Raw genomic sequence first — 24,778 nt, 5'->3', positions numbered from 1 at the left:
ACCGGGAGAGACGACCATGACCGACCAGAACCCGCAGAACGCACCGCAGGACGCATCGAGCTCCGAGGCGGCGCCGGTGACGGGAGCACCGTTCACCGCGCCGACGCCGCCTCCGCCCAGCCCTGTGTACACGGCGCCGATCACCCCGTCAGGCGAAGCACCGGTGCGCTGGGGCGGCGTGGTCTGGGGACTCCTGCTGACGCTCTTCGCCGCTGCCACCCTCTACGTGCTGGCGTCATGGGAACGCGTCCGCGACGTTGCCGACTGGCTCGCGTCGCTCACGCCGGGTTCGGCCTGGGCGCTCGGAGCCGCCGTCATCGGCCTCGTCATCGTCGTCTCCGCCCTGCTCGGCGGCATCCGAGCCTCCCAGCGCAGGCGCGTGCGCGCGCGGATCTGACCGGTTCCGTCCACAGGACGGCGTCGACGCCCGTTCTCCACCGATGTCCTCGGCGGGGAGCGGGCGTCAGGCGTCCCTGACACGATGGCTCCATGACCACTGCAACAGATGCCCTCTCCAGCCTCCGGGCCCTCGTCGGGCGACCGGATGCCGAGTTCCATGACGGGCAGTTCGAGGCCATCAGCGCTCTGGTCGACGATCATCGACGGGCCCTGGTCGTGCAGCGCACGGGATGGGGCAAGTCCGCGGTGTACTTCGTGGCGACCATGTTGCTGCGAGCCCGGGGCGCGGGGCCGACCATCCTGGTCTCGCCTCTGCTGGCGCTCATGCGCGACCAGGTGGCGGCAGCTGAGCGGGCGGGCGTGCGCGCCGTTACCATCAACTCGTCCAATCGGCACGAGTGGGACGATGTGGCGGCGCGTCTCCGGGAGGACTCGGTCGACGTGCTGCTCGTCTCCCCGGAGCGGCTCAACAACCCGGATTTCCGCGACACGCAGCTGCCGGCCCTGGTCGAGCGAAGCGGACTGCTGGTGGTGGATGAAGCCCACTGCATCTCGGACTGGGGCCACGACTTCCGGCCCGACTATCGCCGGCTCCGCGACCTGATCGGGCAGCTTCCCGACGGCGTGCCCGTGCTCGCGACCACGGCGACGGCCAACGAGCGCGTCGTGGCCGACGTGGTGGAGCAGCTCGGTGTCGGCCGCGAAGCCGAGGTCGTGACGATCCGCGGGCCACTCGCCCGGCGATCGCTGCGGTTGGGAGTCCTCCCGCTGCCCGACGCCACCGCCCGGCTCGCCTGGCTCGCCGGTCACCTCGGCGACCTGCCCGGCAGCGGCATCGTGTACACCCTGACGGTGTCGGCCGCGGAGGACACCGCGCGGGTGCTCCGCCGCGCCGGCCACGAAGCGCACGCCTACACCGGGCAGACGGACACCGCCGAGCGGGAAGACCTGGAGGGCCGGCTCAAGCGCAACGAGGTCAAGGTGCTCGTGGCGACGAGTGCTCTCGGGATGGGCTTCGACAAGCCGGACCTCGGCTTCGTCGTCCACCTGGGGGCGCCGTCGTCTCCCGTCGCCTACTACCAGCAGGTGGGTCGCGCCGGCCGGGCGACCGAGAACGCCGATGTGCTGCTGCTCCCGGGCCCAGAGGACCGCGCCATCTGGCAGTACTTCGCGACCGCTTCGATGCCGTCGCGCGAGAAGGCCGCCGCTGTGCTCGAGGCGCTCGGATCGGAGCCGCTGTCGACGCGCGTACTGGAGAGCCGCGTCGACCTCCGGGCGTCCACGCTCGAACTGCTGCTGAAGGTGCTGGATGTCGACGGCGCCGTGAGACGGGTGAGCGGCGGCTGGGTCTCGACCGGCGCACCCTGGGAGTACGACGAAGAGCGGTACGCCCGCATCGCCGCCGCCCGCGAGGCGGAGCAGCAATCGATGCTCGACTACGAGTCCACGTCCGGGTGCCGGATGGAGTTCCTGCAGCGCGCGCTCGACGACCCGGATGCCGGCCCCTGCGGCCGCTGCGACAACTGCGCGGGCGTCTGGTACCCGACGGAGGTGGACGGCAGTGCGGCCGGAGAGGTCGGCACCATCCTCGACCGGGTCGGTGTCGAGCTCGAGCCGCGCAAGCTGTGGCCGACGGGCGCTGATCGCCTCGGGGTTGGGGTGAAGGGCAAGATCGGGGTGGACCAGCAGCTCCGGCCCGGTAGGGCGCTCGCCCGGTTGACAGACCTCGGCTGGGGCGGTCGCCTGCGTGAGCTGCTGGCCGACGACGCGGCCGACCAGCCGGTGCCGCCCGCTGTCCTCGACGCGTGCGTGCGGGTACTCGCCGACTGGGACTGGGATGCGCGCCCGGGAGCCGTCGTCGCGATGCCCTCACGCCGGCGACCGGTGCTCATCGAGTCCCTCGCTCGCGGGCTCGCGGGTATCGGCCGCCTTCCGTTCGCCGGGACGCTCGACTGGCGAGGTGGACCGCCGACCGGAGGACCCGGCGGCAACAGCGCTTTCCGGCTGGCGTCCGTGTGGAACCGGTTCTCGGCCGACGGGCTCGATCTGCCCCCCGGCGTCCCCGTCCTCCTCGTGGACGACCTCGTCGACAGTCGCTGGACGATCACGGTCGCCGGTCAAGAGCTCCTGCGTGCGGGCGCAGGGGCAGTTCTCCCGTTCGCGGCCGCAGTGCGTAACTGAGCTCCGTCATGTCGCACTCCGTGCAGGTGGGAGCGCGGCTGAGGGAGGCGAGCGCCGATCCGGTGCTCGCCTCCCTCAGCCGGTCACATGAAGTCGCCGCCCCCGCCGAAGTCGCCGCCCCCGAAGCCACCCCAGTCGCCGCCACCGCCCCAGTCGCCACCGCCACCGAAGTCGCTGCCACCGGAGGCGTCGCCGCCCCCGTCCCAGCCGGCCGCGTCGACCGAGCCGGCGTCACCGGTGCCTCCGTCGCCGCCCTGGTCGCCGCCGTTCTGGTCGCCGCCCTGGTCGTTCCCGTCCTGGTTGTCGCCGTTCTGGTTGTCGCCGTTCTGGTTGTCGCCGTTCTGGTCGCCTGCGCCGCCGTCGGCCTGGTCGGCGCCGGGCGCCGGAAGGAACGCGCTGACCAGGGCGGAGCCGATCACGTAACCGGCCACGCTTCCGAGCAGGGAGCTGGCGAACATGCTGCCGAAGCCCGCTCCGCCGAAGCCGGGACGGCCGGCGCCGCCTGCGCCACCGCCGCCGAGGGCACGCTCGAGGGTGCCCGGCTGACGGAGCTCGGAGCGGGTCGCCGCCTGAGCGAGCGATCGGGGGTCGTCGCCGCGCGGCTGCTCCCCTGCGGGAGCGTTCTCGCTGAGCTGCTGGAACAGCAGGCGCCGCTGGTCGGGCGTCAGCTTCGCGAACGCCTCCTCGTGCACCTGCTCGATCGTCTCGGGCGGCGCGGTACGGAGCAGGTACCGGTAGCGCTCGACCGCGATCTCGTCCTCACTGCGGCCCTGCGGCTGGGCGGGAGCTTGTCCCGGCGCTTGGCCCTGGCCTCCGCCGTACGGCTGGTTGGCGGTGTTCTGCGTCTGCGTGCCGTTCGGGCGCGGTTCCTCGCGTCCGAGCAGGCGGTCCAGGAATCCCATGTCGTCCCCTCCGGTCCTTCCCGGCGCGAACGCGCCGTGTGGAGTTCAGCCTACGGAGCGCGGCGTGAGAAAACTCTCAGAGTTGGATGGGTGTCAGCACAGCGCCGAATGCGAGATCGCCGGACGCCAGACCGCCGGACGCCAGACAGCCGGACGCCACACGACCGGGCGCCAGACCACACGACGCAAGGCCGCCGTCAGAGGCTGAGGCCGACCATGACGGGTTCCGGCTGCAGCACCACACCGAACTCGGATTGCACCCTCGACTGGATGAATGACGCCAGCTGGGCGACGTCGGCCGCCGTCGCGCCACCGCGATTGATGATCGCGAGCGTGTGCTTGGACGAGATGGCAGCGCCTGAGCCGGGCAGGGCGAATCCGCGACGGATGCCCGCGTTCTCGATCAACCACGCGGCACTGAGCTTCACGGTGTACTCGGCTGTCGCGAGGGGCGGAACATCGAGCGGGTGCACGCCGCCGAGCGGGATGTCCATCACCGTGTCGGCCTCCAGCGGCGCCTGCGGCCAGCGGGGGGCGTTGGCGGGAAGGGTGCGGGCGAAGCCCTCTGACACGATCGGGTTGGTGAAGAACGAGCCGGAGCTGACCGAGTCGGGGTCGGCCGGGTCGAGCACCATGCCCTTCGACGACCGCAGGGCGAGCACCGCGCGACGCAGTTCGGCTACGGGCACCCGGGAACCGAGAGGCACGCCCAGGGCGTCCGCGAGCTGGGCATACGCCACCGGCGCGCTCAGCGGCGCACCGATCGCGCCGGGCACTGCGCCGTCTGCGAGCTCCAGGTCGACGGAGAGCACGACGCCGATGCGTCCGCGCTTGAGCACCGAGGTGCGGTATCCCAACCCCAGCTCCTGTCGAGTGAGGTACACGATCTCGTCCGAGGCATCGTCGAGGAACTCCACCCCGACCAGCGCGGACTCGAGTTCCTGGCCGTACGCGCCGATGTTCTGCACGGGCGCGGCGCCCGTTGAGCCGGGGATGCCGCTCAGCGCCTCGATCCCGGACCAGCCGTTGCGCACGGTGAGGGCGACGAGCTCGTCCCACGGCTCGCCGGCCTGCACGCGGAGCCGGATTCGGCCCTCGGGCGCGGCCAGACGCTCGACACCACGGCTGCGGATGTGGATGACGGTCCCATCGAAGCCGTCGTCGCTCGCCACCGTGTTCGAGCCGCCGCCGAGCAGCAGCCAGTCCTCGGCAGTGTCGCGCGCTTCCCGCACCGCATCCACCACGCCGTCGCGGTCGTTGGCGACGACGAGCCGGTGCGGCACGCCGCCGACGCGGATGGTGGTGAGCTCGGCGAGTGCCGGCGTCGAGTCGGTCATGCCAGCCGGACGCGGACCTGCGCCTTGCCGAGCACCGTCTCGCCGCCGAACGTCGTGGTCAGGTCGATGCGGGCGATTCGCGCTTCCGCATCCAGCTGGCCGACCTTGGCGGTCACGGTCACCGTGGCGCCCTCCGTCGGGTCGACAACCACCGGGCGGGTGAACCGGACCTGGTAGTCCGCCACCAGGGCAGGGTCACCGGCCCAGTCGACCACAGGCTGCACGGAGAGGCCCATGGTGAGCATCCCGTGCGCGATGACGCCGGGCAGGCCAACCGAGGTCGCGATGTCGTCGCGGTAGTGGATGGGGTTGAAGTCGCCGGAGGCTCCCGCGTATCGAACGAGCGAGTCACGGGTCAGTTCGACCGTGCGCTCGGCGACCACGTCGCCGACGGTCAGGCTGTCGAAGTCGGGCGTGGCCATTACTCGTCTCCTCGCACGACCAGGGTGGATGTCGCGGTCACCACGTGCGCGCCGTCGGCGTCGACGATGGTCGACTCTGCTGTCACCATCGAGTGCGCGCCGAGCGACTTCACGGAGGTCACCCGGAGGGTCGCGGTCAGCTCGTCGCCCGCGAACACCGGGCGCGAGAACGAGAAGCGCTGGTCGCCGTGGACCACACGGCTGAAGTCGATCCCCGCGTCGGGCTCGGAGAGCAGCTGCGCGAGCGTCGCCTCCTGAACTACCACCGGGAACGTCGGCGGGGCCACGAGGTCGCGGTGTCCCTGCGCGCGCGCCGCGTCGACATCGAAACAGACCGGCGAGGTCGCGAAGACCGCACGAGCGAACTCGCGCACTTTCTCTCGCCCGACGAGGTACGGCCGGGTGGGCGGGAACTCACGCCCCTGCAGCTCTGGGTTCACTGGCACCCGACGATTCTACTGGCGCGTTCCTCGCCGGTCCCTGGCACCCCCGAATGACAGAAGACCCCGGAGGCCGTGGGGCCTCCGGGGTCTTCGTGCTCGGTGCTAGCGCCTTACTGGCAGCTGTCGCACTGCAGCAGGTCCATGGGGTCGACGGGAACCGAGTAGCCGCCAACGCTGTCGTTTTCGTAGTCCATGATGGCCTCCCCTAGAAGTCTTGGTGATCCGCGTTCCCGCGGTGTTCACCCACTATATAACCCGAATGACACGATTGTCATTCCACTACATGTTGTGTTTTGGGGATTTTTTCTCGCTGCCCCCAGAGTAGGGGCGACCACCGACATTTTCAGTTCGCATCGACCCGGACGCCTAACGCGCCATTGATGACATTTCTCGCGCATGACCTGCAGGAAAACGCTGCTCGCATGCTGGTTGGCACCACTTCGACGCCGATGGGATTGCCTGGTGCCCACACTTGCCTAGGCGTGAGAGTCCTTGAGCGTGTCGGCGTGTCGGCGTGTCGGCCTTTCGGCGCGGTCAATCGGGACGGTGGGCTGTGCTGTCTCCCGGTCGCCAGCCTCGACAACTCGGCACAACGCCCAGAGAAGTCGTCCGACAGGTGACGCGCTCGCTCAAAGGGGCCCGGTTGGGGCGGACCAGACCGAACCTGGCGTCCCACGAGCGCTGACACTCGAACGGGTTGCTTCGCCGATTCCAGCCGAGCATGCGTGTACATATCAAACGGTCGGAGAACTCCTGATAGCACTCGCCTCACGGATCATTCGGCGCTGCGGGGTTATTGGCACAGTATTCGCGGCCATTCTCCCGTTGCGGCGTGAACGCGGACGAGAGCTGGTCAGCGGCCCACGTAAGCTTCGACGGCTGCCCGATACTTGTCGTCATCCAATACGTAGGGGGCCGGGGTTTGAAGGTGATTCGCCAACTCGCCCATCAGGACTGACGGGCGCGCTCTGGGCCTCAATCTCCTCAACTGGCGATCATCCAACAATCGCTTTCCCGCGCGGGTGACGCGGAACCGCCCTTCGTCATCTGCTTCGATCAGCTTGGATCCAAGGAGAATCGCGATTGATTGCTCAAGCTGAGCCCGACTCGGGACACCTGCGTTGAGCATGTCCCAGACGGCAATCACCTCACGCAACACTCGCCAGCGGCCACGACCAGCTGCTAGAAGAAGAATCTCGGGATGCGCCGGTGATTCGCTACTCACCACGGCGTACTAGCTCCCTTGACAGCTCTCTGTTTCTGGTTGGCATGCTCGTCCACCATTCTTTTTGGTCGCTGCAAGTCGGGCTGTTCGCCTCGCACAACGACAACCTCCGCGCTGTCGATCCGTCAGCTCGCCGACGGCGAGCCGTTCGGAGTGAGTCCCGAGGCCGCCTCAAGGCCGCTAGCCGAGGTAGTCCGGCGTCGTGCGTCCACGATGCGGGACAGCGACGGCACGCTGTCGATTCGGGCCCAAGGATCTCCATCCCTGGTGTTCTCGCTGAGTGAGCCAACATCAGCGGTCGGATCGATACTCAGGGCTACCAAGAATAGTCCTTTCGCCCGTTCGCTGGCCGCGCTCGGAGTAGTACACGTTCCAAGACCAACGCGCGTCCTCAAGAACCAACCGTTCGGACGGGCCGCCTCCATCGAGAGAGTACGAATCAGCTCGGATCCCTTCCGCCACGAGCCGTTGGCTTAGCTCAACTCGATTCATCGGCTAACCACCTTCAAGCAAGCGTCATCGCAATCAACCGTTCTCTAAATGGAAGCGTAGTCATCTGCTGGCGCGCTCCTCCGAACGAAGCCCCCCGGTTGGATGAGTCGACGAGGCTCTCCTCAGGTTGCTGCTTCGTCAGATAGAACTCCGACTCCAGCTCCACCACCCAAAGCAAGAGCCCCTGGGTCCTGCCGTTTGGAAGTGGTCAGTTGTGCTGCTTCGACAAGTGGGAGTGTCTCGATGTAGGTCAGCTCGTCGGTGTGCCGAGGGCGTCGCGCAGCCGACGGCCGATGCCCTGCTTGGGCCGGGAACCCAGCAGGTGTTCCTTATAGTCGGAAGGGATGCGCCTCCGTCGTCGTGAGTTACGGATCGATTGTCGCCCGCGGCCAAATGGCCGCTAAAAGCTCGGACCGGTCCTCGGAAATTAAAAGGGCTAGCGGATCGGTGGCATCTTCAACCGATACAAGCCGAACTGTCTCCCGTCCTCGCAGCGCTTCGAGCCAGGCGTCTATCTGGCGAGCAAGGACAGTGTCAGCCGACAAACGACGCCGACGGCGCTCGTAGATATTGATCAGTCGGTGAGTGTCAACCGATGGGCAGCGGTACGCCGGCAACTCCAGACTTCTTAGTTCGGCCGCCAGGCGCGGAGCGACACGCAAGTCGGAGCGTTCAGCACGCGAAATCAGTTCCTGTCGATCCAGTAGATCTTGTGGTGTCATGGCAGGACACGCGCTCCCGTTACAGTTCCTCTCAGCAACACTTCATACTCCTCGAGTGCGTCCGGCGATTCAAGAACACGTCAACGAGTCCCGCGCATCGTCAGGATCGTTCGTCACGGCTCGGCTGAGGTATCAACAGCGCCGCAGCGGTCTGAGAAGCCTTCGTGGCTCAGAGACCACCCCGCGCCCTGACACGTCGGCACGCGACGGTGCGCGGCCCAGCGAGTAACACGCAGGAAATCAACCGCAACTACCCTTGCGCCATGTCCTCGCCGAAACCGAGCGCACCGCGGGAGTGGGGGCGGTTCGCCGACGGCTCCGTCGAGCAGCGGATGCTCCTCGCACTGGGCGCTCACTTCGGGGTCCCCCTGCGACCCCGGTCGCTCTCCCTCGCCCACGGCGCGCGCGTGGAGGTCGAGGGCATGGATCACGACGGAACGATCGTCGTGCAGCTGGTGGCGAACCAGGGTGCCTACAAGCCGTCGTACCGGAACAAGGTGATGGCCGACATGTTCAAGCTCCTCTGGTTGCGCGCGGCCGTGCCCGGGGTCACGCGTGCCGCCGTTGTCGTCAGTGCCCGCACGACCCAGGCTCTCAACGGCTGGGTCGCCGTGGCCGCGGCCGAGCTGGGTGTCGAGGTGTACGTCTTCGACGGGGACGGCGTCGCCCCGCTGGCCGGCCAGAGTTAACATCCACGCAATCTCCGGAGGCCGATTCACGAAACATTGGCTCGGTAGCGTTGTGGAACAACAAGCGGACTCCGCGTGGCAGACATCAACCTCGCTACGCACGCTCTCCGCCATCTGGGAACGGGCCTATGGGTCCGTACACGGCATGGAGGGTGTGGATGGTGACGCCAGCGGTACGGCTGACCTCGGTCGGCAAGATCTACGGGTACGGACCCTCGGCGATGATCGCGTTGAACGAGGTCGATCTGGCCATCGAGCCGGGGCGGTTCGTCAGCCTGATCGGCCCGAGTGGATGCGGCAAGTCGACGCTCCTGCGCATCGTCGCGGGTCTCGAATCCGCTGATCGCGGCGAGGTGCGCGTCCACGATGTGACGCCCAGCGAGGCGGGTGCGGCGAAGCTGATCGGGCTGGTGCCGCAGACCCCGGCGCTGCTGCCGTGGCTGTCCGTGCTGAAGAACGTGACGCTGCCGCAGAAGATCAACCCAGGGGCGGCGCGGCGACGGCAGCGCATCGGCGACCTCGCCGACCGCGGCGACCGCACGCAGGCCCCGGACATGCTCGAACTCCTCGATCGAGCCGGGCTGGCGGACGCCGCGCACAAGCTCCCCGCCCAGCTCTCCGGCGGGATGCAGCAGCGTGTGGCGATCGTGCGGGCCTTCGGCCTCCAACCGGATGTGCTCCTCATGGACGAGCCGTTCTCGGCCCTCGACGAGTTCACGCGCGAGAGCCTCCAGGACCAGCTCCTCGACCTCTGGGACGAGCTGAAGACGACGGTCCTGTTCGTGACGCACTCGGTGTCCGAGGCCGTGCGGATGTCCGACACGGTCGTCGTGATGGCGCCGCGTCCCGGGCGGATCGTCGACGTGATCGACATCGATCTGCCACGGCCCCGCAACCAGAAGCTGTTCGAGGAGCGCCGCTTCCACGAATACGAAGACCTGATCAGAGACCGCCTGCACTCCGCCTGGCGATCCACGGACGCAGCATAGGAGGCCACCGGATGAGCGTCGCAACAGAACGAGCAACCGTACGGCCGCCGCTGCCGGACGGCGTCCCCGCCGAGCCGTCGCGGTTCAGCCTGAAGCATCCCAAGTCCCGGCTGGCGTGGATCCGTCCCGCGGTGTGGCTGCCGCTGGTCGTCATGCTCGCCCTGCTCGCCGGGCTCTGGCAGTGGGGCGCCGCATCCATGCCGTACCTCCTCCCGCCGTTGCAGGCGATCGGGGACTCGCTCGCCGGCAACATCGGCTACTACCTCGGCAACGCCCTGATCACCCTCGGGGAGGCGACGGCCGGCCTGGCGATCGGCTTCGGCGCCGCCTTCGTCGTCGCCGTGCTCATCAGCGAGCTCCCGGTGGCGCGGAGAGCCATCATGCCGATCGCGGTCGTGCTCAACGTCACGCCGCTCGTCGCGATCGCCCCCGCACTCGTCGTGGCCTTCGGATTCGGCCCGCTGCCCAAGCTGATCATCACTGCCCTGATCTGCTTCTTCCCCATCCTCATCAACACCGCCGTCGGCCTCCGCTCGGTGCCGCAGCAAGTGATGCAGGTCTACAAGACCATGGACGCGTCGCGGCTGGAGATGCTCATCCACCTGCGCATCCCCAACGCGCTTCCGTACATCTTCGCGGCCCTGCGCATCGTCTTCCCGCTCTCGATCATCGGCGCCGTCGTCGCAGAACTCTCCGCGTCCGGGTCGACCGGCGGCCTGGGGACGGCCATCAGTGTCGCGTCGTCGATGAACCAGCTCGCTGTGGTCTATGCGGCGATCTTCGTCCTCGCCGTGATGGGCGTCCTCCTGCTCGCCTTCATCACCCTGATCGAGCGCCGCGTCCTGCACTGGCACGAGAGCTCCACCGACTGAGCGAGGGCTGCCCGCCCCGCCTCGCGTTCCCCCCACCTGTCGCCGACCGGCGACCAGGCCCACCCCTGCCTCAGCGCACCCCTGCACCACCCCATCCGAAGAAGGAGTGACCCATGCAGCACCGTCTCATCAAGGCCGGTCTCGCGTCCCTCACCGCCGTCGTCCTGACGTTCGGTGTCGCCGCGTGCAGTTCCGGCTCCCCCGCGGACTCCGCGTCGTCCGGCACCGCCATCTCGGCCAAGCGTTGCGAAGAGAACAAGGCGGCCGGCCCGATCACGTACCTGTCCGGCTACCAGTTCCAGTCCTCCGCCTCGATCCTGGAGTACGTCGCCGCCAGCAAGCTCGGGTACTTCTCGGAACTCTGCCTGAACGTGCAGCTGAAGCCGGGAACCGGCGACACCGCCCAGAACACCAAGCTGCTCGCGAGCGGGCAGGCGACGGTCTCCGCGATCGCTCAGCAGGACCTCATCCAGGCACGCGCCAACGGCATCGACATCGAGGGCATCTCGTCGTACTCGAACGCCGGCCTCGACATCCTGATGACCAACCCCGACATTACCGACCTCACCCAGCTCGACGGAAAGGTCGTCGGCCACAAGGGCTACGTCCCGGCCTCCGTCGAGGCGATGATGGTGAAGGCAGGCGTCGACTGGAAGTCCCTCACCCTGGTCAAGGAGGGCTACGACCCGTCGGTGCTTCCGCGCAAGCAGGACGGCCTCGCCGCGCTGACCGGATTCATCTCCAACGAGCCGAACCAGCTCAAGGCGGCCGGTGACAAGGTCACGGTCTGGCAGCCGGTGAAGTACGGCATCCCCAGCTCGCTCGGCGCCATGGCGGTCAACCCGGCCTTCGCGAAGGCTCACCCCACCGCGGTGCAGGACGTCCTCCGCGCCGCCCTGCACGCCTACGACTACTGCAGCGCCAGCGACGCGAACACCGAGAAGTGCGTCGGCTTCGCGGCCGACCTGTCCGGCGGCGCCACGTACGACAAGAAGCTGAACGCCACGATCTGGAAGACCGAGACCCAGGTGGTGGCCGACAACCCGACCCCGGGCCAGCCGCTCGGCGGGATGGACCCGGCCAACGTGACGAAGCTCGTCGACATGCTGCACCAGTTCGAGATCGTCCCGGACAGCGTGACCGGCGACGAGGCGGCGAAGTGGTTCGACAACTCCTACATCGAGGCCATCTACAAGGGCGACACCCTGATCTGGCCCGCCCCGTAACCACACCACCGAGCGCAGCGAAAGGCGAGCAATGCCCGCGAAAGACTATGGGATCTTCCTCCCGATCGGGAACGGCGGCTGGATGCTGTCCACCACCGCCCCTCATCCCGAAGCCACGTACGCCTGGAACAAGCGTGCCGCCCTGCACGCCGAGGAGATCGGTCTCGACTTCATCATGTCGATGGCGAAGTGGCGCGGCTTCGGCGGCACGACGGACCACTGGGGCCGTTCGCTGGAGTCGATGACCATGATGTCGGCGCTCGCCGAGGCCACCGAGCGGGTCAAGATCTGGGCAACCATGCACGCCAACGTGCACAACCCGGCGATCGCCGCGAAGATGTATGCCACGCTGCAGGACGTGTCCGGGGGCCGGGCGGGCATGAACATCGTCAACGGCGCCTACGCCGGCGAGTTCGAGCAGTTCGGCATCTGGGACCCCACCCTCAGCCACGCCGACCGCTACGCGATGACCGAGCTCTGGACGGAGGCCGTCACCCGGCTCTGGTCGGAGGACTCCGTCACCATGCACACCCCGTACTTCGACCTGGTCGACTGCGAGTCGCGCCCGCACCCGTCCTCGACGCCGACCATCATCAGCGCCGGGAAGTCGGAGGCCGCACGCGCCTTCCAGGCGCGGTTCGCCGACGGGGCCTTCCTCGCCGGCGACAGCCTGGAGGAGATGAAGGAGCTCTCCGCCGACGTCCACGCCAGGGCCGAGGCGAACGGCCGCACCTGCAAGACGTACTCCATGCTCACCGTCGTCCAGGATGAGACCGACGCGCTCGCCGAGGCCAAGGTGAAGGAGTGGGGCGCCGGCGTCGACCGCGAGGCCCTGGCGAACATGCGGGCGTCGTGGGGCGTCCCGGAGGACCAGGCTCGCGCGTGGGCGTCCGGAGCCGTCGGCGAGGCGGCGTTCCAGACGGCGTACGTGGCGGGGTCCGCGGAGACCGTCACCGAGCACATCCAGTACATCGTCGGCGAGGCGGATCTGGACGGCCTCATGCTGATCTTCCCCGAGTACGACCAGGACATGGTCCTGTTCGGCGAGACGGTCCTCCCCGCGCTGCGCGCCCACGACGCGGGCGGCGACCGGTGAGCGCCCTCCGCGAGGCGCAGTTCGCGCAGCTGACCCGGCCCGGGAGCGCACCCGCTCTCATCGTCGTCGACGTCCAGCGCGACTTCGGCGACCCGGCCGCGCTGGGCGCTTACGGTCTGAGCGAGGAGGTCGTCGCCGAACTCGACGCGACCGTGACCCGCATCGGCGCCCTGGTGGACGCCGCCCGGGAGCTGGGCGTGCCGGTGGTCTGGGTGGAACTGGGCAGCGACCCGTCCCGTCCCTGGCGCTCGAGCAACTGGCTGCGCGAGGGCGACTACGACGCCCCGATGGGCGAGTCGGAGCCGTGCATCGTCGGAACGCCCGGCGCGGAGTGGTACCGGATGCAGCCGGCAGACGGCGAGCTCCGCGTCGTCAAGCGTGGGTACAGCGGCTTCCTCGGGACCGACCTCGACCAGCGGATGCGCACCGCCGGCTACGACTGGCTCACCATCGTCGGCCTCACCAGCGAGTGCTGCGTCGACGCGACCGCCCAGGACGCCATGCAGCTCGACTGGCCGGTCGTCGTGCCCCGGGACGCGACCGCCGCATACGACCTCGCCGTGAACGAGGCGGCGCTCGTTCAGCTGGAGCTCAACGTCGCCGTGCTCTCGGACACCGACGAGGTCGTGTCCCTCTGGAAGCAGGTGACCGCGTGAGCGGCATGCACATCGCCTACGATCTGTCGTTCACGCACACCGAGGGCCGCTGGGCTCAGCCCGGGTCGTGGGTCGGGCAGCAGTTCCCCGACGTGCGCATGTACCTGGAGGTGGCTCGCACCGCCGAGCGCGCCGGCGTGGACATGCTGTTCTTCGGCGATGGCTCCGGCATCCCGAGCACCTGGCGGGGAAGCATCGACCCGGCGGTGGAGTGGGGCATCCAGTGGCCGCGCCAGGACATGTCGCCGATCATCGCCGCGATGTCGACGGTCACGGAGAGCATCGGGTTCGGGCTCACCTACTCCTCCACCTTCATGCACCCCTTCTACGTCGCGCGCCTTCTCAACTCACTCGACCACGTGACCGGGGGCCGGATCGCCTTCAACGTCGTCGCCTCCAGTCGGGGGGCCGACGCCGCGAACTACGGGTACGCGCAGCTGATCGACCACGACCTGCGCTACGAGCGGATGGAGGAGTTCATCCAGGTCTGCCGGGCGCTGTGGGACTCGGTGGCCCCCGACGCGATCGTCCGCGATCCGGCGACCGGCCGGTTCGCCGACCCGTCGAAGGTGCGCCCGATCGACCACGACGGGCGGTTCTTCACCGTCAAGGGTCCGCTCGCCTCGGTGCCGAGCCCGCAGGTGCACCCCGTGATCGTGCAGGCCGGCAACTCTCCGCGCGGAATCGCGGGTTCTGCGGCGTTCGCGGATCTCGTCTTCGGCTTCGGCGGAAGCCTCGCCGGTCAGCAGCGTCACCGGCGCCTGCTCGACGAGGCGCTCACCGCCGAGGGGCGCGATGCGGAGCACGTGGGCATCCTGTGGGCGACGCAGGCGATCGTGGGCCGCACGGCAGCGGAGGCGTCTGCGCGGCGGGATGCGGTGCTCGACTTCTGGACGGACGAGGCCGTCGGCACCATGCTGTCGCACAACGCCGGGTACGACTTCTCCACGCTGCCCGCATCGTTCCGGCTGGGCGAGCTCCGGGATGAGATCGTCGCGGCCCAGGCGAGCCCGGCCGGTTTCGTCGGCGCGCTCGTCGCGGAGTTCGGCGAGGACCACACCATCAGCAGGGCCGAGTTCTTCGAGCACGGCTTCGAGGCGGCCAGCGGACTCGACCACACCGTCGTCGGCGATGCCGCCACGGTCGCCGACGCCCTGGAGGAGAACTTCGCCCAGACCGGCTCGCGCGGCGGGTACATGCTGTCGAGCCCCCTGTCGATGCCGTCGGGGCTCGCCGACCTGAGCGAGCTGCTCGTCCCGGAGCTCCGCCGGCGCGGCGCCCTCGCGCCGCGCTACCCCGGCTCGACCCTGCGCGAGAACCTGGCGGTCTGAGGTGGGTGGCGCTGTGCGGCGTACGACGCGGGACTGGCTCGCCCTGAGCAGCCTGTGTCTCGGCTTCTTCATGCTGCTGCTGGACAGCACCATCACCTCGGTCGCGCTGCCGGCCCTGATCGCCGGGCTCGGAACGACGTCGACCCTCGCGATCTGGATCAACAGCGGGTACCTGGTCGCCTACGCGGTCCCTCTGCTGATCGCCGGGAGGCTGGGCGACCGGTTCGGCCGACGTCGGGTCTACCTGATCGGGCTGGCCGCGTTCACGATCGGGTCCGTCCTGTGCGCGGTCTCGCAGGACATCGGCTCGCTCATCGGCTGGCGCGTCGCCCAGGGCGTCGGAGCCGCGCTGATGACGCCGCAGTGCCTCACGATCATCCGGACGCTGTTCGCTCCGCCGCGACTCGCGATCGCACTGGGGATCTGGGGTGCTGTCGGCGGAGCCGCCACGGTCGCCGGTCCCATCCTGGGAGGCCTTCTCGTCGGTGCGGCGGGCTGGCCGTCGATCTTCGCGGTCAACCTGCCCATCGGCGTGATCACGGCGGTCGCCGTGCTGCTGTGGGTGCCGGCGTCCGAGCGCCTGCCCGCGCGCATCCCGCTCTGGGCGATGGCGGGCAACGCCCTCGGGGTCGCCGCGCTCGTCATGGGCATCCAGGGAACCGACGCGGCCTCCTCCTCCGTGGCCAATATCCCTCGGTGGCTCCTGGTGGTGATGGGCGCTGCGCTCGTCACGAGCGTGGTGTGGCTGCAACGCCGGTCCCTCGACCGCGCGCTGCTGCCGGTGTCGCTGTTCCGCAGCCACGGCTTCGTCACCGCCTCCTGGGGCGCGGCGGCGGCCGCGTTCTGTGTCGGCTCCGCGCCCATCCCGCTGATGCTGGCGCTGCAGGAGGATCGGGGGCTGGATGTGGTGACGGCCTCGATCGTCCTGGTCCCGATGGGCGTCGTCTGCCTCCTTGCCGCTCCGGTGTCCGCCCGGCTGAACAACACCGTCGGGCTGCGGGTGGTCGCGGTGATCGGCGGCGTCGCGCTCGTGCTCTCGATCGGCGGCACGGCGGCGCTCGTCTGGGCGGAGGCGCCGATCTGGGCGATCGCCGGGGTGTTCGCTCTGTTCGGGATCGCGAACTCGTTCCTGTGGTCGCCCTTCTCCATCGCCACGGTCACTTCGGTCGAGCGGTCGTCGATCGGAGCGGCCTCCGGCGCTTTCAATTCCGTGAAGCAGCTGGGCGCCGTGCTCGGGAGCGCCGCGACGGCGGTCGTGCTGGCGTGGACGGGCAACGCCGTCGCGCTGGCGGTGCTCGCGCTCGTGGGCGTGCTGAGCATCGTCGCCGCCTCCCTCCTCCGCGTCACCCCGACGGACGCCGGCGACGCGAGCGACCAGGACCGCGGCGGCATCCTCATCGGCACCGTCGTGGGGGGCGCGGGCGCGGGACTCGGCCTGGGCTTCCCCACCGCGAACCTCGACCTGGAGGAGCGGGCCGGCCTGCCGGCCGACGGCGTCTACATCGGCGGGTTCCGCGCCGAGACATGGAGCGAGCCGCTGCCTGCGCTGATCTCGATCGGGACGAACGACACCTTTCCCGGCCGGGCACACACGATCGAGGTCCACGTGCTCGACTTCGCGGGCGACCTCTACGGACGCCGCGCCGAGGTGACGACGGATCGGCTCATCCGCACGCAGAGGGCCTTCGCGAGCCCCGAGGAACTGGTCGAGGCCATGCGGCAGGACGAGCGGGAGGCCCGCTCGCTGCTCATCGCCCGGCAATCACACGAAAGGAAGGTCTCCTGATGTTCACAGCCGCCGTCATCGTGGGCAACCCCAAGCCGCAGTCGCGCACCCGCGACGCCGCCGAGCGCCTCGCGTCCGCCCTCGGGGCGACCGCGACGACGATCGAGGTGTCCGAGCTGGGCGCCGGTGTCCTCGGCTTCGGCGACCCGGTCGTCGCCGAAGCCGTGGCCCGGGTACAGGATGCGGACCTCGTGATCGCCGCATCCCCCACGTTCAAGGGCACCTACTCGGGGCTGCTCAAGCTCTTCCTCGACCAGTTCGCGACGGCCACCGGCCTCGCCGGTCAGGTCGGCATCCCGCTGATGCTGGGCGGGGGTCCGACGCACGCCCTCGCTCCCGAGCTGACGCTCAAGCCCGTGCTGGTCGAGCTCGGCGCGGTCTGTCCCGCCCAGGGCCTCTACCAACTGGACTCGCGCTATGCCGAGGAGGGGGCACTCGACACCTGGGTGACCGCGTGGGCCCCCGCGATCCATGCTTCTCTGCGGGAGGACCGATCACGATGACGATGACGTACGACTTCACCTCAGACCCGGAGGAGATGAGAGCGGCCTTCGCCGGGTTCCCGTCCGGGGTCGCTGCGCTGGCCGCGACCATCGGCGGCGAGCCGGTCGTGATGATCGCCTCCTCCTTCTCGGTCGGCGTCTCCTACGATCCGCCGATGGTGTCCTTCGCGGCGCAGCGGAGCTCGACGACCTGGCCGGAACTGGCGAGCGCCCCGGTGATCGGAGTGTCCATCCTCGGCGAAGACCACGCGGGCAAGACCAGTCAGCTCGCCTCGCGAGACAAGCAGAACCGGCTGCGCGGTGTCCGCAAAGCCGAGCTTCCGTCCGGCGCGGTGTTCCTCGAAGGATCGCCCACCTGGCTGGAGTGCGTCGTCGAGCACCGCTATCCCGCGGGCGATCACGACATCATCGTGCTGCGCGTGCTCGCGATGATGAGCGACGAGCTCCCGGCGCCGATCGTCTGGCATCAGCGCAAGGTGAAGATATTGCTCGAGTGATCGCACGTGGACGCTGTCGAAATGGAGGAGAGTCGTTCGTTGCAGGGGTGAGAGAGAGGAAATCACACCATGAAGCTCACGATCAGTCTCCAGGTCACCCTCGATGGCGTCGCCCAGGCGAACGGCGGAAACAACGAGGAGATGGACCCCGGATTCACCCGCGGCGGCTGGGCGCTTCCGCTGAACGACGGCGAGGCCGTGCAGTACATCCTCGACACCTGGCGGCGTCCCGACGCCTTCCTGCTCGGGCGGAAGACCTACGGGCTGTTCGAGACCTACTGGGGCGCCCGCAGCGACGACGGCGGTTTCGGTGAGGCGATCAGCTCCCGGCCGAAGTACGTGGTCTCGCGCACCCTGACCGCGCCGACCTGGCAGGGGACGACCGTCATCTCCGGGGATGTCGCGGCCCGGGTCCGCGAGCTGAAGGCCCACGCGGATGGCGAACTCCTGGTGGTGGGAAGCGCGGCGCTCGCACGATGGCTGCTGGAGAACGAGCTGGTCGACGAACTGAACCTCGTCCAGTTCCCGGTGATCGTCGGCGAGGGCGAGCGTTGGTTGCCCGAGCGGGGACTCGACTTCGCCCTCGACCTCACCGACACGCGCGTGTTCCCCACTGGCATCGTCGCCCTCACGTACCGCGTCGGCGGCCGGCCCGAGTACGCCTGACCGGCAGCGGCGAGGTGGCGCCCCTACCGCAGGATGCCGCGCTCCCGTGCCGCGGACACCGCGGCGGTCCGGGAGGCGACGCCGAGCTTGGTGAAGATGTGCGCCAGGTGCGACTTGACGGTCGTCTCGCTGATGAAGAGGGATGCGGCGACCTCGCTGTTCGAGCGCCCAGCCGCGACCAGCTGCAGCACGTCGATCTCGCGCGTGCTCAGGCTCACGCGCGGGGCGCGGAGCCGGTTCAGCAGGCGGGTCGCGATGACCGGTGCGAGCGCGCTCTCGCCGGCCGCCGCCGCCCGCACGGCTGCCGTGAGCTCGTGCGGCGGGGCGTCCTTGAGGAGGTAGCCGCTCGCTCCCGCCTCCACCGCGCCGAGGATGTCGGAATCGGAGTCGTAGTTGGTCAGGATGAGCACATACGGCGGCGCGTCGAGCGCGCGGATCCGCCGGGTGGCATCGGCGCCGGTGGTGCTCGCGTTCGCGCCGAACTGCAGGTCCATCAGCACCACATCCGGGTTCTCCCGCTCGGCCGCCGCGACCGCCGCATCCGGTGTGCCGGCCTCCGCGACGATCTCGAAGTCGTCCTCGAGCGAGAACAGGGCGACGAGCCCGGCGCGGACGATCGGGTGATCGTCGGCGACGACCAGCCGGATCACGACGTCACCACCGGTGAGAGCCGCACCAGGAGCGTGGTCCCGCGGCCCGGAGCCGAACGCAGCTCGAGCGTGCCCCCCAGCTGATGGACGCGCTCCCGCGTCGCCCGCAGGCCGAACGAGTCCGACCGCCCGGCCTGGTCGGACGGGATGACGGAAGGGTCGAAGCCGTCCCCGTCATCCTCCACGCGGAACAGCAGTTCGTCGCCCTCGACTTCGAGCGCGATGGTGGCGGTCGACGCGTGCGCATGCTGGATGACGTTGGCGATCGCTCCTTGCGCGATCCGCAGCAGGGCAGTCTGCAGATGCATGGGGAGCGCGGTCGTCTCGGACACCCGCACGCGCACCTCCAACCCCTGTGTCGACCACTGGGTGTCGGCCAGGCGGCGCAGCGCACCGCCCAGCCCCTGGTCGTCGAGCACAGGCGGAGTGAGCTCCTGGATGAACCGCCGCGCGTCCGCCAGGTTCGTCGCGGCGGTCTCGCGCGCCAGCCGGATGTGCGCGATTCCCGGGCGATCGGGATCGGAGCGTTCGGCGGCATAGAGGAGGAGCTGGATGCTCGACAGCCCCTGGGCGAGCGTGTCGTGGATCTCCCGGGCCAGTCGCGCGCGCTCGGCGAGCACGCCGGACTCGTGCTCGGTCGCCGCCAGCTGGTCCCGCGTGCGCAGCAGCTCCGCCATCAGCGCCTCCCGCTCCGCGGCCTCCCGCGCGAGGGCCTGGTATCCGAGCCCGATCAACAGGGCGACACCCGCACCGACGAGAGGACCGACCACGCCCCCGACGGTCCAACCGCCGTGGACGCCGAGCGCGCAGATCGCCACCACGGTCGTCACGAGGATGGCGACAGGGCCCCACCTCCGGCCGAGCAGGTGAAGGTAGAGGAAGAAGAGCGGGAAGACGAGGTACGCGGCCTCCGGGATCAGCCAGAGCAGCGCCATCCACTCGAGAGTCAGGAGGGCGAGCCAGGCGATCGTCGGCGCCTTCGAGGCTCCGCGTCCCCGTCGCGCGAGCAGAGCGCCCGCCAGGTAGGTCGCGGCCAGTACGAGGCACAGGGCGATCACCGCACCGCTCGCGGCGGTCGGCACGAGGAGCGCGCGCCCCACGACGAGCGCGGTGAGGGCGAGGAAGAGCACGTGCAGACCGGTGCGCAGGCCCACGAAGACCGGGGTCAATGCGGTGTGCGCCATGGGCTGAAGACTACGCGGGGGCGCTCGGGCGGTCATCGTCCGAAAGGACGAAACCGGCGTCCATCCTCTCGTCGCCCGCGTCCCTCCTCCCCGCCGATGACGCAGCCGGCGCTGCCCGGGAGGCTGGATGTGTCGCCGCCTCCGGCGACAGATAAGGAACGTCACCATGTTCGTCGCCCTCCGCGACCTCCGGTTCGCCCGGGGCCGGTTCCTCCTCATCGGGTCGGTGGTCGGCCTGATCACGGTGCTGGTCGGATTCCTCAGCGGCCTCACCGGCGGTCTGGCCACACAGAACATCTCCGCCGTACTCGGGCTGCCGGGCGACCGCATCGTGTTCTCCCTCCCCTCCGGCGACAGCGGCGTGAGCTACTCGGACTCCGCTGTGACCGAGAAGCAGGCCGCGGACTGGCGCGCGACGGACGGCGTCACCGCGGTCGATCCGGTCGGGATCAGCCAGACGCGCGGCACGGCAGGAGACACGGTGGCGGCGATCGCCCTGTTCGGGATGGAGCCGGGAGCCGGTCGGGCCACTCCGACGCGCGACGGCCAGCTCGGTCTGTCGCTTCCCGCCGCGAAGGCCCTCGGCGCCGCCGTCGGTGACGACGTCTCGATCGCCGGGAACTCCTACCGGGTCGAGAGCGTCGGCGGCGACGCCTGGTACAGCCACACCCCGGTCGTGACGATGACCCTCCACGACTGGCAGGCGTACGCCTCGGCCACCGGCGACCCCGGCGCCTACGCCACCGTGCTGGCCGTCGCGGGTTCCCCCGCCTGGGCGGCTGCCGACGCGGCGAATCGAACCGTGTCGAAGACGCCGCTGGAGTCGCTGACCGCGCTCAGCGCGTTCCGGTCGGAGATCGGCTCCCTGCTGCTCATGGTCGCCCTGCTGTTCGGGATCTCGGGACTCGTCATCGGCGCGTTCTTCACGGTCTGGACGATGCAGCGGAAGGGCGACATCGCCGTGCTCAAAGCGCTCGGCGCGACGACGGCATCCCTCGTCCGGGATGCGCTCGGCCAGGCCCTCATCGTTCTCGTCGCCGGGATCGGGGTCGGCCTCGGCCTGGTCGCCCTGCTCGGGGCGCTGGCCGGGACCGCCCTTCCGTTCCTCCTCAGCCCCCTCACCACGCTCCTGCCCGGCGCGATCATGATCGCGCTCGGACTCGCGGGGGCCGCGTTCGCCCTCCGCTCCGTCACCTCCGCCGACCCCCTCACCGCCCTCGGGAGCAACCGATGATCCGCCTGACCGACATCACACTCACCTTCCCCGACGGCGACGGCCGTGTCACGGCCGTCGACCACGTCTCCCTCACCGGCCGACCGGGGACGGTCACCGGAATCACCGGACCGTCCGGCTCGGGTAAGTCCAGCCTCCTCGCGGTCGCCGCCACCCTCATCCGCCCGGACTCGGGCGAGGTGCTCATCGACGACGTGGATGCGACCCGCCTCGATCGCACCGCGGCGGCCGAGCTTCGCCGCACGTCGATCGGGATCGTCTTCCAGCAGAGCAACCTCATCCCCTCGCTGACCGCCCGGGAGCAACTCTGCGTGATGAACGAGCTCGGCGGCCGGGCCGGCCGGCGCGCCCGCGCGAAGACGTCCGCCCGTGCGGGCGAGCTGCTCGACGCGGTCGGCCTGGCGGACCAGGCCGGCCGGCGCCCCCACGAGCTCTCCGGAGGCCAACGCCAGCGCGTGAACATCGCACGCGCCCTCATGAACGACCCCAGCGTCCTGCTGGTCGATGAGCCCACCAGCGCGCTCGATCAGGAGCGCGGCGCCGCCATCATGGATCTGATCCTGCGGCTCACCGACCAACTCGACACCTCCACGCTGCTCGTCACCCACGACCTGGTGCACCTCCCACGGATGCACGCGGTCCTGCGCCTGGTCGACGGCCGGATCGCCGAACCGATCGGTGCTCCCTGACCGCTCTCCGGCAGCAGCGTGCGGCGGGCCGGATCGATTGGACGGTCGGTCGCCCGACGCCGGACGCAGAGTCAGGTGCCAACGGCTGCGATCCGGCAGAGTCGAAGGGTGACGACAGACACTTCGCCCATCCGGGCCACCTCCCCCGCCGCCCAGCCGCTCACGCACACGCGTTGGGCCGGCCTCATCGTCATGTTCCTGACCAGCTTCGTGCTGGTGACCGCCGAGTTCCTGCCGTCCGGTGTGCTGACCGCGATGGCCGCAGAGCTCGGCGTCACGCCGGGGCAGGCCGGACAGACGGTCACCGTGACCGCGTTCGTCGGGTTCCTCGCCGCGCCGACCATCGGCATCCTGATCCCGCGGATGGACCGCCGGACGCTGCTCGTGCTGGTCGCGGCACTCGCGGCCGTCTCCAATCTCGCCGTTGCGCTCGCACCGTCGCTGTGGGTCCTTCTGATCGCGCGACTGCTCATCGGCGTCGCGATCAGCGGCTTCTGGTCGATGTCGCTGACCGTAGCCGCATCGCTCGCGACCCCCGACCGGCTCGGCCGCGCGCTGACCACGGTGAGCGCCGGAATGACGCTCGCGGTCGTCGCCGGCGTCCCGGTCGGCGTGTACCTCACCGCCCTCGTGGATTGGCGTGGCGTCTTCGTCGGAGCGGCGATCCTCACCGCTCTGGTCGCGGTCGCGCTGCGTCTCGCGCTGCCCCCGGTCGCCCCGGCCGAGGCGTCGAGCCTGCGCATCCTCGGCGACACGCTGCGGCGGCCGGGAGTGCGCCAGGGACTGGCCGGTCACATCCTGATCGTCCTCGGCCACTTCATGGCGTACACGTTCATCCGGCTCGCCCTCGACCAGGTGCCCGGGCTGGACACGGCGTTCGCGGCCGCGCTGCTCGTGGCCTTCGGCGTCGGCGGAGTGATCGGCAACCTGGTCGTCGGGGCACTCGCCGATCGGCACCTGGCGCTGCTGCGCTACCTGCAGCCGTCGCTGATCGCCGGCGCCATCCTGCTCGCGATCGTCGGACAGGGGTCGGTCATCGTCGTGGCGGCGGCCGTCGTGGTCTGGGGCTTCGGCTTCGGCGCCTGGCCCGCGGTCATCAACACGTGGGCCGGCCGCTACATCCCGGATCGGCTGGAGGCGGCCGGCGGCCTGGTCGTCGCCGGGTTCCAGCTGGCGATCACGCTCGGCGCAGGCGTGGGAGGCCTCCTCGTCGACACGGTCGACGTGCGGTTCACCTACTTCGTCGCCGTGGCCGTCGTCGCGGTCGGGGTCGTGCTGTTCGGCAGCGCCGGGCGACGCAGCGCGGCTCTGCGCTGAGCGAGTCGAGGGGATGCCGGCCGCATCCACTCGGCCCACGCCCGATCAGCGGACGGATGACCGCCTGATCGCGACGACCGCGGCCGCCAGGAGCACTGCGATGCCCAGCCCGGCGATCAGCAGGCCGGTCCAGAGGCCGGAGGTGTCGATCGCGGGCAGGTGCTGGGTGTACTGCGCGTAGACGTGCACCGGGAGAGTCGGCAGGGAATTCGACCGTTGCGCACTGTTCGCGACCGCGGCCTTCGCGGTCAGGAACCACCCTTCGCCCACGACCGTCGCGAGAGCGCCGACGAGGAGGAGGACGACGAGCGGAACGGGGAGGCGCCGAGGTGCACTCGAGCGGGGCGTCTGCATGAGGCGACACTAGCGCGGCGGCCCATCCACCGCCATCCGCCGCGTTCAGCTCGCGCGCTGCCGCCACACGGACGGGACCGCCCCGGTGTGGCGGCGGAACGCGCGGCTGAAGCCCGCATCCGACTCGTAGCCGAGGAGGCGGGCGGTCTCGCTCACGGTGAGGCCGTCCTGCGAGAGGTAGGTCATGGCCGCCTCCATCCGCACCTGCGCGAGGTAGCTCGCCGGCGACTGACCGACCTGCTCCCGGAAGCGCTCGGCGAACGTGGTCCGCGACATCGCGCCGACGGCCGCGAGGTCGCGCAGCGTCCACGGGTGCCCCGGGTTCGTGTGCATGGCGTCGAGCACACGGCTGAGGAAGGGGTCTTCGACGGCGACGGGCCAGTTGTCGGGCGCGCAATCGCCCTCGGCCCAGGCGCGGATCGCGACGGAGATGATCGTGGTCGCCATCCGGCCGCAGATCACGCGGTCGCCGGCGCGACGGACCGCGGTCTGGCAGCCCATCCGGGAGGCGAGCAGCGCGACACCGGGGTCGAGGTCGGCGAGCCGATGGACGCCGAGATGGTCGGGCAGCAGGTCGAGGGCGTGGAATCCGGCCGTCGGCCGGAGTGCGGTGACGACGACCTCGCCGGGGCCGTCGGCGCTCAGCTCGGAGTCATGCCGACCGGGCAGGAAGACCACGTCGCCCGCGCCGTAGGCGAACGAGATCGGCTGCGGTCCGGTGGAGCGCACACGCACGGATCCGTCGACGACGTAGACGAAGGTCGGGCCCTCCAACCGGATCCGGATCCCGCGGTCGAACGCTTCGCGGCGCGACGCATCCACGTGCCACTCGAGCGTGGAGAGCAGCTCGTCCAGTGTGGCGGGGGCGCGCATCCCGGTGATCGTCACACTCGGCGAAACCGTGGGGCGGGGCGTG

General features: G+C 69.8%; 25 protein-coding genes. 16 read left to right on the top strand and 9 right to left on the bottom strand.

The window, feature by feature from the left end; genetic code table 11:
- Positions 1 to 16 precede the first annotated feature (16 nt).
- Positions 17 to 397 carry a hypothetical protein gene (locus AXZ95_RS04120; RefSeq protein ID WP_018189745.1) on the top strand — a complete coding sequence of 127 codons (381 nt, stop codon included), beginning with the start codon at positions 17 to 19 and terminating at the stop codon, positions 395 to 397.
- A gap of 92 nt (positions 398 to 489) precedes the next feature.
- Positions 490 to 2,580, top strand: a complete 2,091-nt coding sequence (locus AXZ95_RS04115) for a RecQ family ATP-dependent DNA helicase (protein WP_018189744.1) — start codon at positions 490 to 492, stop codon at positions 2,578 to 2,580.
- A gap of 83 nt (positions 2,581 to 2,663) precedes the next feature.
- Here the strand turns inward: AXZ95_RS04115 and AXZ95_RS04110 are convergent, their stop codons facing one another.
- The 5 genes from AXZ95_RS04110 to AXZ95_RS04085 form a co-directional block, all read right to left on the bottom strand.
- A complete protein-coding gene (locus AXZ95_RS04110; protein WP_018189743.1) occupies positions 2,664 to 3,482 on the bottom strand; it encodes a hypothetical protein in 819 nt (272 codons plus the stop codon).
- Between the two features lie 197 nt (positions 3,483 to 3,679).
- The gene (locus AXZ95_RS04105; protein WP_018189742.1) at positions 3,680 to 4,819 is read right to left on the bottom strand and encodes a UDP-N-acetylmuramate dehydrogenase; all 1,140 of its coding nucleotides are present in this window, start codon (positions 4,817 to 4,819) and stop codon (positions 3,680 to 3,682) included.
- The gene (locus tag AXZ95_RS04100) at positions 4,816 to 5,241 is read right to left on the bottom strand and encodes a MaoC family dehydratase (protein WP_018189741.1); all 426 of its coding nucleotides are present in this window, start codon (positions 5,239 to 5,241) and stop codon (positions 4,816 to 4,818) included. Before AXZ95_RS04100 ends, AXZ95_RS04105 begins: the two co-directional genes overlap by 4 nt.
- Positions 5,241 to 5,687, bottom strand: coding sequence for a MaoC family dehydratase N-terminal domain-containing protein (locus tag AXZ95_RS04095; RefSeq protein ID WP_026307047.1), 447 nt, complete (start codon positions 5,685 to 5,687; stop codon positions 5,241 to 5,243). Before AXZ95_RS04095 ends, AXZ95_RS04100 begins: the two co-directional genes overlap by 1 nt.
- Positions 5,688 to 6,537: 850 nt before the next feature.
- Positions 6,538 to 6,909 carry a hypothetical protein gene (locus AXZ95_RS04085; RefSeq protein WP_155825388.1) on the bottom strand — a complete coding sequence of 124 codons (372 nt, stop codon included), beginning with the start codon at positions 6,907 to 6,909 and terminating at the stop codon, positions 6,538 to 6,540.
- 1,477 nt (positions 6,910 to 8,386) lie between these two features.
- On the opposite strand from AXZ95_RS04085, the gene AXZ95_RS04080 reads away from it, so the two are divergent.
- The 11 genes from AXZ95_RS04080 (at position 8,387) to AXZ95_RS04030 (ending at position 18,434) form a co-directional block, all read left to right on the top strand.
- Positions 8,387 to 8,812, top strand: coding sequence for a hypothetical protein (locus AXZ95_RS04080; protein ID WP_018189738.1), 426 nt, complete (start codon positions 8,387 to 8,389; stop codon positions 8,810 to 8,812).
- 158 nt (positions 8,813 to 8,970) lie between these two features.
- Positions 8,971 to 9,801 carry an ABC transporter ATP-binding protein gene (locus tag AXZ95_RS04075; protein ID WP_018189737.1) on the top strand — a complete coding sequence of 277 codons (831 nt, stop codon included), beginning with the start codon at positions 8,971 to 8,973 and terminating at the stop codon, positions 9,799 to 9,801.
- A gap of 11 nt (positions 9,802 to 9,812) precedes the next feature.
- A complete protein-coding gene (locus tag AXZ95_RS04070) occupies positions 9,813 to 10,673 on the top strand; it encodes an ABC transporter permease (protein WP_018189736.1) in 861 nt (286 codons plus the stop codon).
- 113 nt (positions 10,674 to 10,786) lie between these two features.
- A complete protein-coding gene (locus AXZ95_RS04065; protein WP_018189735.1) occupies positions 10,787 to 11,899 on the top strand; it encodes an ABC transporter substrate-binding protein in 1,113 nt (370 codons plus the stop codon).
- Between the two features lie 31 nt (positions 11,900 to 11,930).
- Entirely contained in the window at positions 11,931 to 12,995 is a 1,065-nt protein-coding gene (locus AXZ95_RS04060) for an LLM class flavin-dependent oxidoreductase (RefSeq protein WP_018189734.1), read from the top strand.
- Positions 12,992 to 13,651: an isochorismatase family cysteine hydrolase gene (locus AXZ95_RS04055; RefSeq protein WP_018189733.1), complete on the top strand. Its 660-nt coding sequence runs from the start codon at positions 12,992 to 12,994 to the stop codon at positions 13,649 to 13,651. The genes AXZ95_RS04060 and AXZ95_RS04055 overlap by 4 nt, the downstream gene beginning before the upstream one ends.
- A gap of 5 nt (positions 13,652 to 13,656) precedes the next feature.
- Positions 13,657 to 14,982, top strand: coding sequence for an NtaA/DmoA family FMN-dependent monooxygenase (locus AXZ95_RS04050; RefSeq protein WP_231374417.1), 1,326 nt, complete (start codon positions 13,657 to 13,659; stop codon positions 14,980 to 14,982).
- A gap of 13 nt (positions 14,983 to 14,995) precedes the next feature.
- Entirely contained in the window at positions 14,996 to 16,768 is a 1,773-nt protein-coding gene (locus tag AXZ95_RS04045) for an MDR family MFS transporter (RefSeq protein WP_018189731.1), read from the top strand.
- Complete coding sequence (locus AXZ95_RS04040; RefSeq protein ID WP_018189730.1) at positions 16,768 to 17,271, top strand: NAD(P)H-dependent oxidoreductase; 504 nt, start codon at positions 16,768 to 16,770, stop codon at positions 17,269 to 17,271. Before AXZ95_RS04045 ends, AXZ95_RS04040 begins: the two co-directional genes overlap by 1 nt.
- The gene (locus tag AXZ95_RS04035; RefSeq protein WP_231374334.1) at positions 17,268 to 17,768 is read left to right on the top strand and encodes a flavin reductase family protein; all 501 of its coding nucleotides are present in this window, start codon (positions 17,268 to 17,270) and stop codon (positions 17,766 to 17,768) included. The genes AXZ95_RS04040 and AXZ95_RS04035 overlap by 4 nt, the downstream gene beginning before the upstream one ends.
- 69 nt (positions 17,769 to 17,837) lie before the next feature.
- Positions 17,838 to 18,434 carry a dihydrofolate reductase family protein gene (locus AXZ95_RS04030; RefSeq protein WP_018189728.1) on the top strand — a complete coding sequence of 199 codons (597 nt, stop codon included), beginning with the start codon at positions 17,838 to 17,840 and terminating at the stop codon, positions 18,432 to 18,434.
- 23 nt (positions 18,435 to 18,457) lie between these two features.
- Here the strand turns inward: AXZ95_RS04030 and AXZ95_RS04025 are convergent, their stop codons facing one another.
- Both AXZ95_RS04025 and AXZ95_RS04020 read right to left on the bottom strand, forming a co-directional pair.
- Positions 18,458 to 19,084, bottom strand: a complete 627-nt coding sequence (locus AXZ95_RS04025; protein ID WP_018189727.1) for a response regulator transcription factor — start codon at positions 19,082 to 19,084, stop codon at positions 18,458 to 18,460.
- On the bottom strand, positions 19,081 to 20,268 hold the full coding sequence (locus AXZ95_RS04020; RefSeq protein ID WP_018189726.1) for a sensor histidine kinase: 1,188 nt from the start codon (positions 20,266 to 20,268) through the stop codon (positions 19,081 to 19,083). The genes AXZ95_RS04025 and AXZ95_RS04020 overlap by 4 nt, the downstream gene beginning before the upstream one ends.
- Before the next feature lie 166 nt (positions 20,269 to 20,434).
- On the opposite strand from AXZ95_RS04020, the gene AXZ95_RS04015 reads away from it, so the two are divergent.
- The 3 genes from AXZ95_RS04015 (at position 20,435) to AXZ95_RS04005 (ending at position 23,508) form a co-directional block, all read left to right on the top strand.
- Positions 20,435 to 21,502: an ABC transporter permease gene (locus AXZ95_RS04015; RefSeq protein ID WP_018189725.1), complete on the top strand. Its 1,068-nt coding sequence runs from the start codon at positions 20,435 to 20,437 to the stop codon at positions 21,500 to 21,502.
- Positions 21,499 to 22,191, top strand: a complete 693-nt coding sequence (locus AXZ95_RS04010) for an ABC transporter ATP-binding protein (protein WP_018189724.1) — start codon at positions 21,499 to 21,501, stop codon at positions 22,189 to 22,191. The genes AXZ95_RS04015 and AXZ95_RS04010 overlap by 4 nt, the downstream gene beginning before the upstream one ends.
- Positions 22,192 to 22,299: 108 nt before the next feature.
- Positions 22,300 to 23,508, top strand: a complete 1,209-nt coding sequence (locus AXZ95_RS04005) for an MFS transporter (RefSeq protein WP_018189723.1) — start codon at positions 22,300 to 22,302, stop codon at positions 23,506 to 23,508.
- A 45-nt stretch (positions 23,509 to 23,553) separates the two neighbouring features.
- On the opposite strand, the gene AXZ95_RS04000 is transcribed toward AXZ95_RS04005, so the two are convergent.
- Positions 23,554 to 23,862 carry a hypothetical protein gene (locus AXZ95_RS04000; protein WP_018189722.1) on the bottom strand — a complete coding sequence of 103 codons (309 nt, stop codon included), beginning with the start codon at positions 23,860 to 23,862 and terminating at the stop codon, positions 23,554 to 23,556.
- Between the two features lie 45 nt (positions 23,863 to 23,907).
- Entirely contained in the window at positions 23,908 to 24,735 is an 828-nt protein-coding gene (locus tag AXZ95_RS19695; RefSeq protein WP_018189721.1) for an AraC family transcriptional regulator, read from the bottom strand.
- Positions 24,736 to 24,778 lie beyond the last annotated feature (43 nt).

The organism is Leifsonia sp. 115AMFTsu3.1 (genome assembly GCF_004362795.1).
GTDB lineage: Bacteria > Actinomycetota > Actinomycetes > Actinomycetales > Microbacteriaceae > Leifsonia.
The sequence above is the reverse complement of the archived record's forward strand: the minus strand, read 5'-3'. Positions and strand labels throughout refer to the sequence as shown.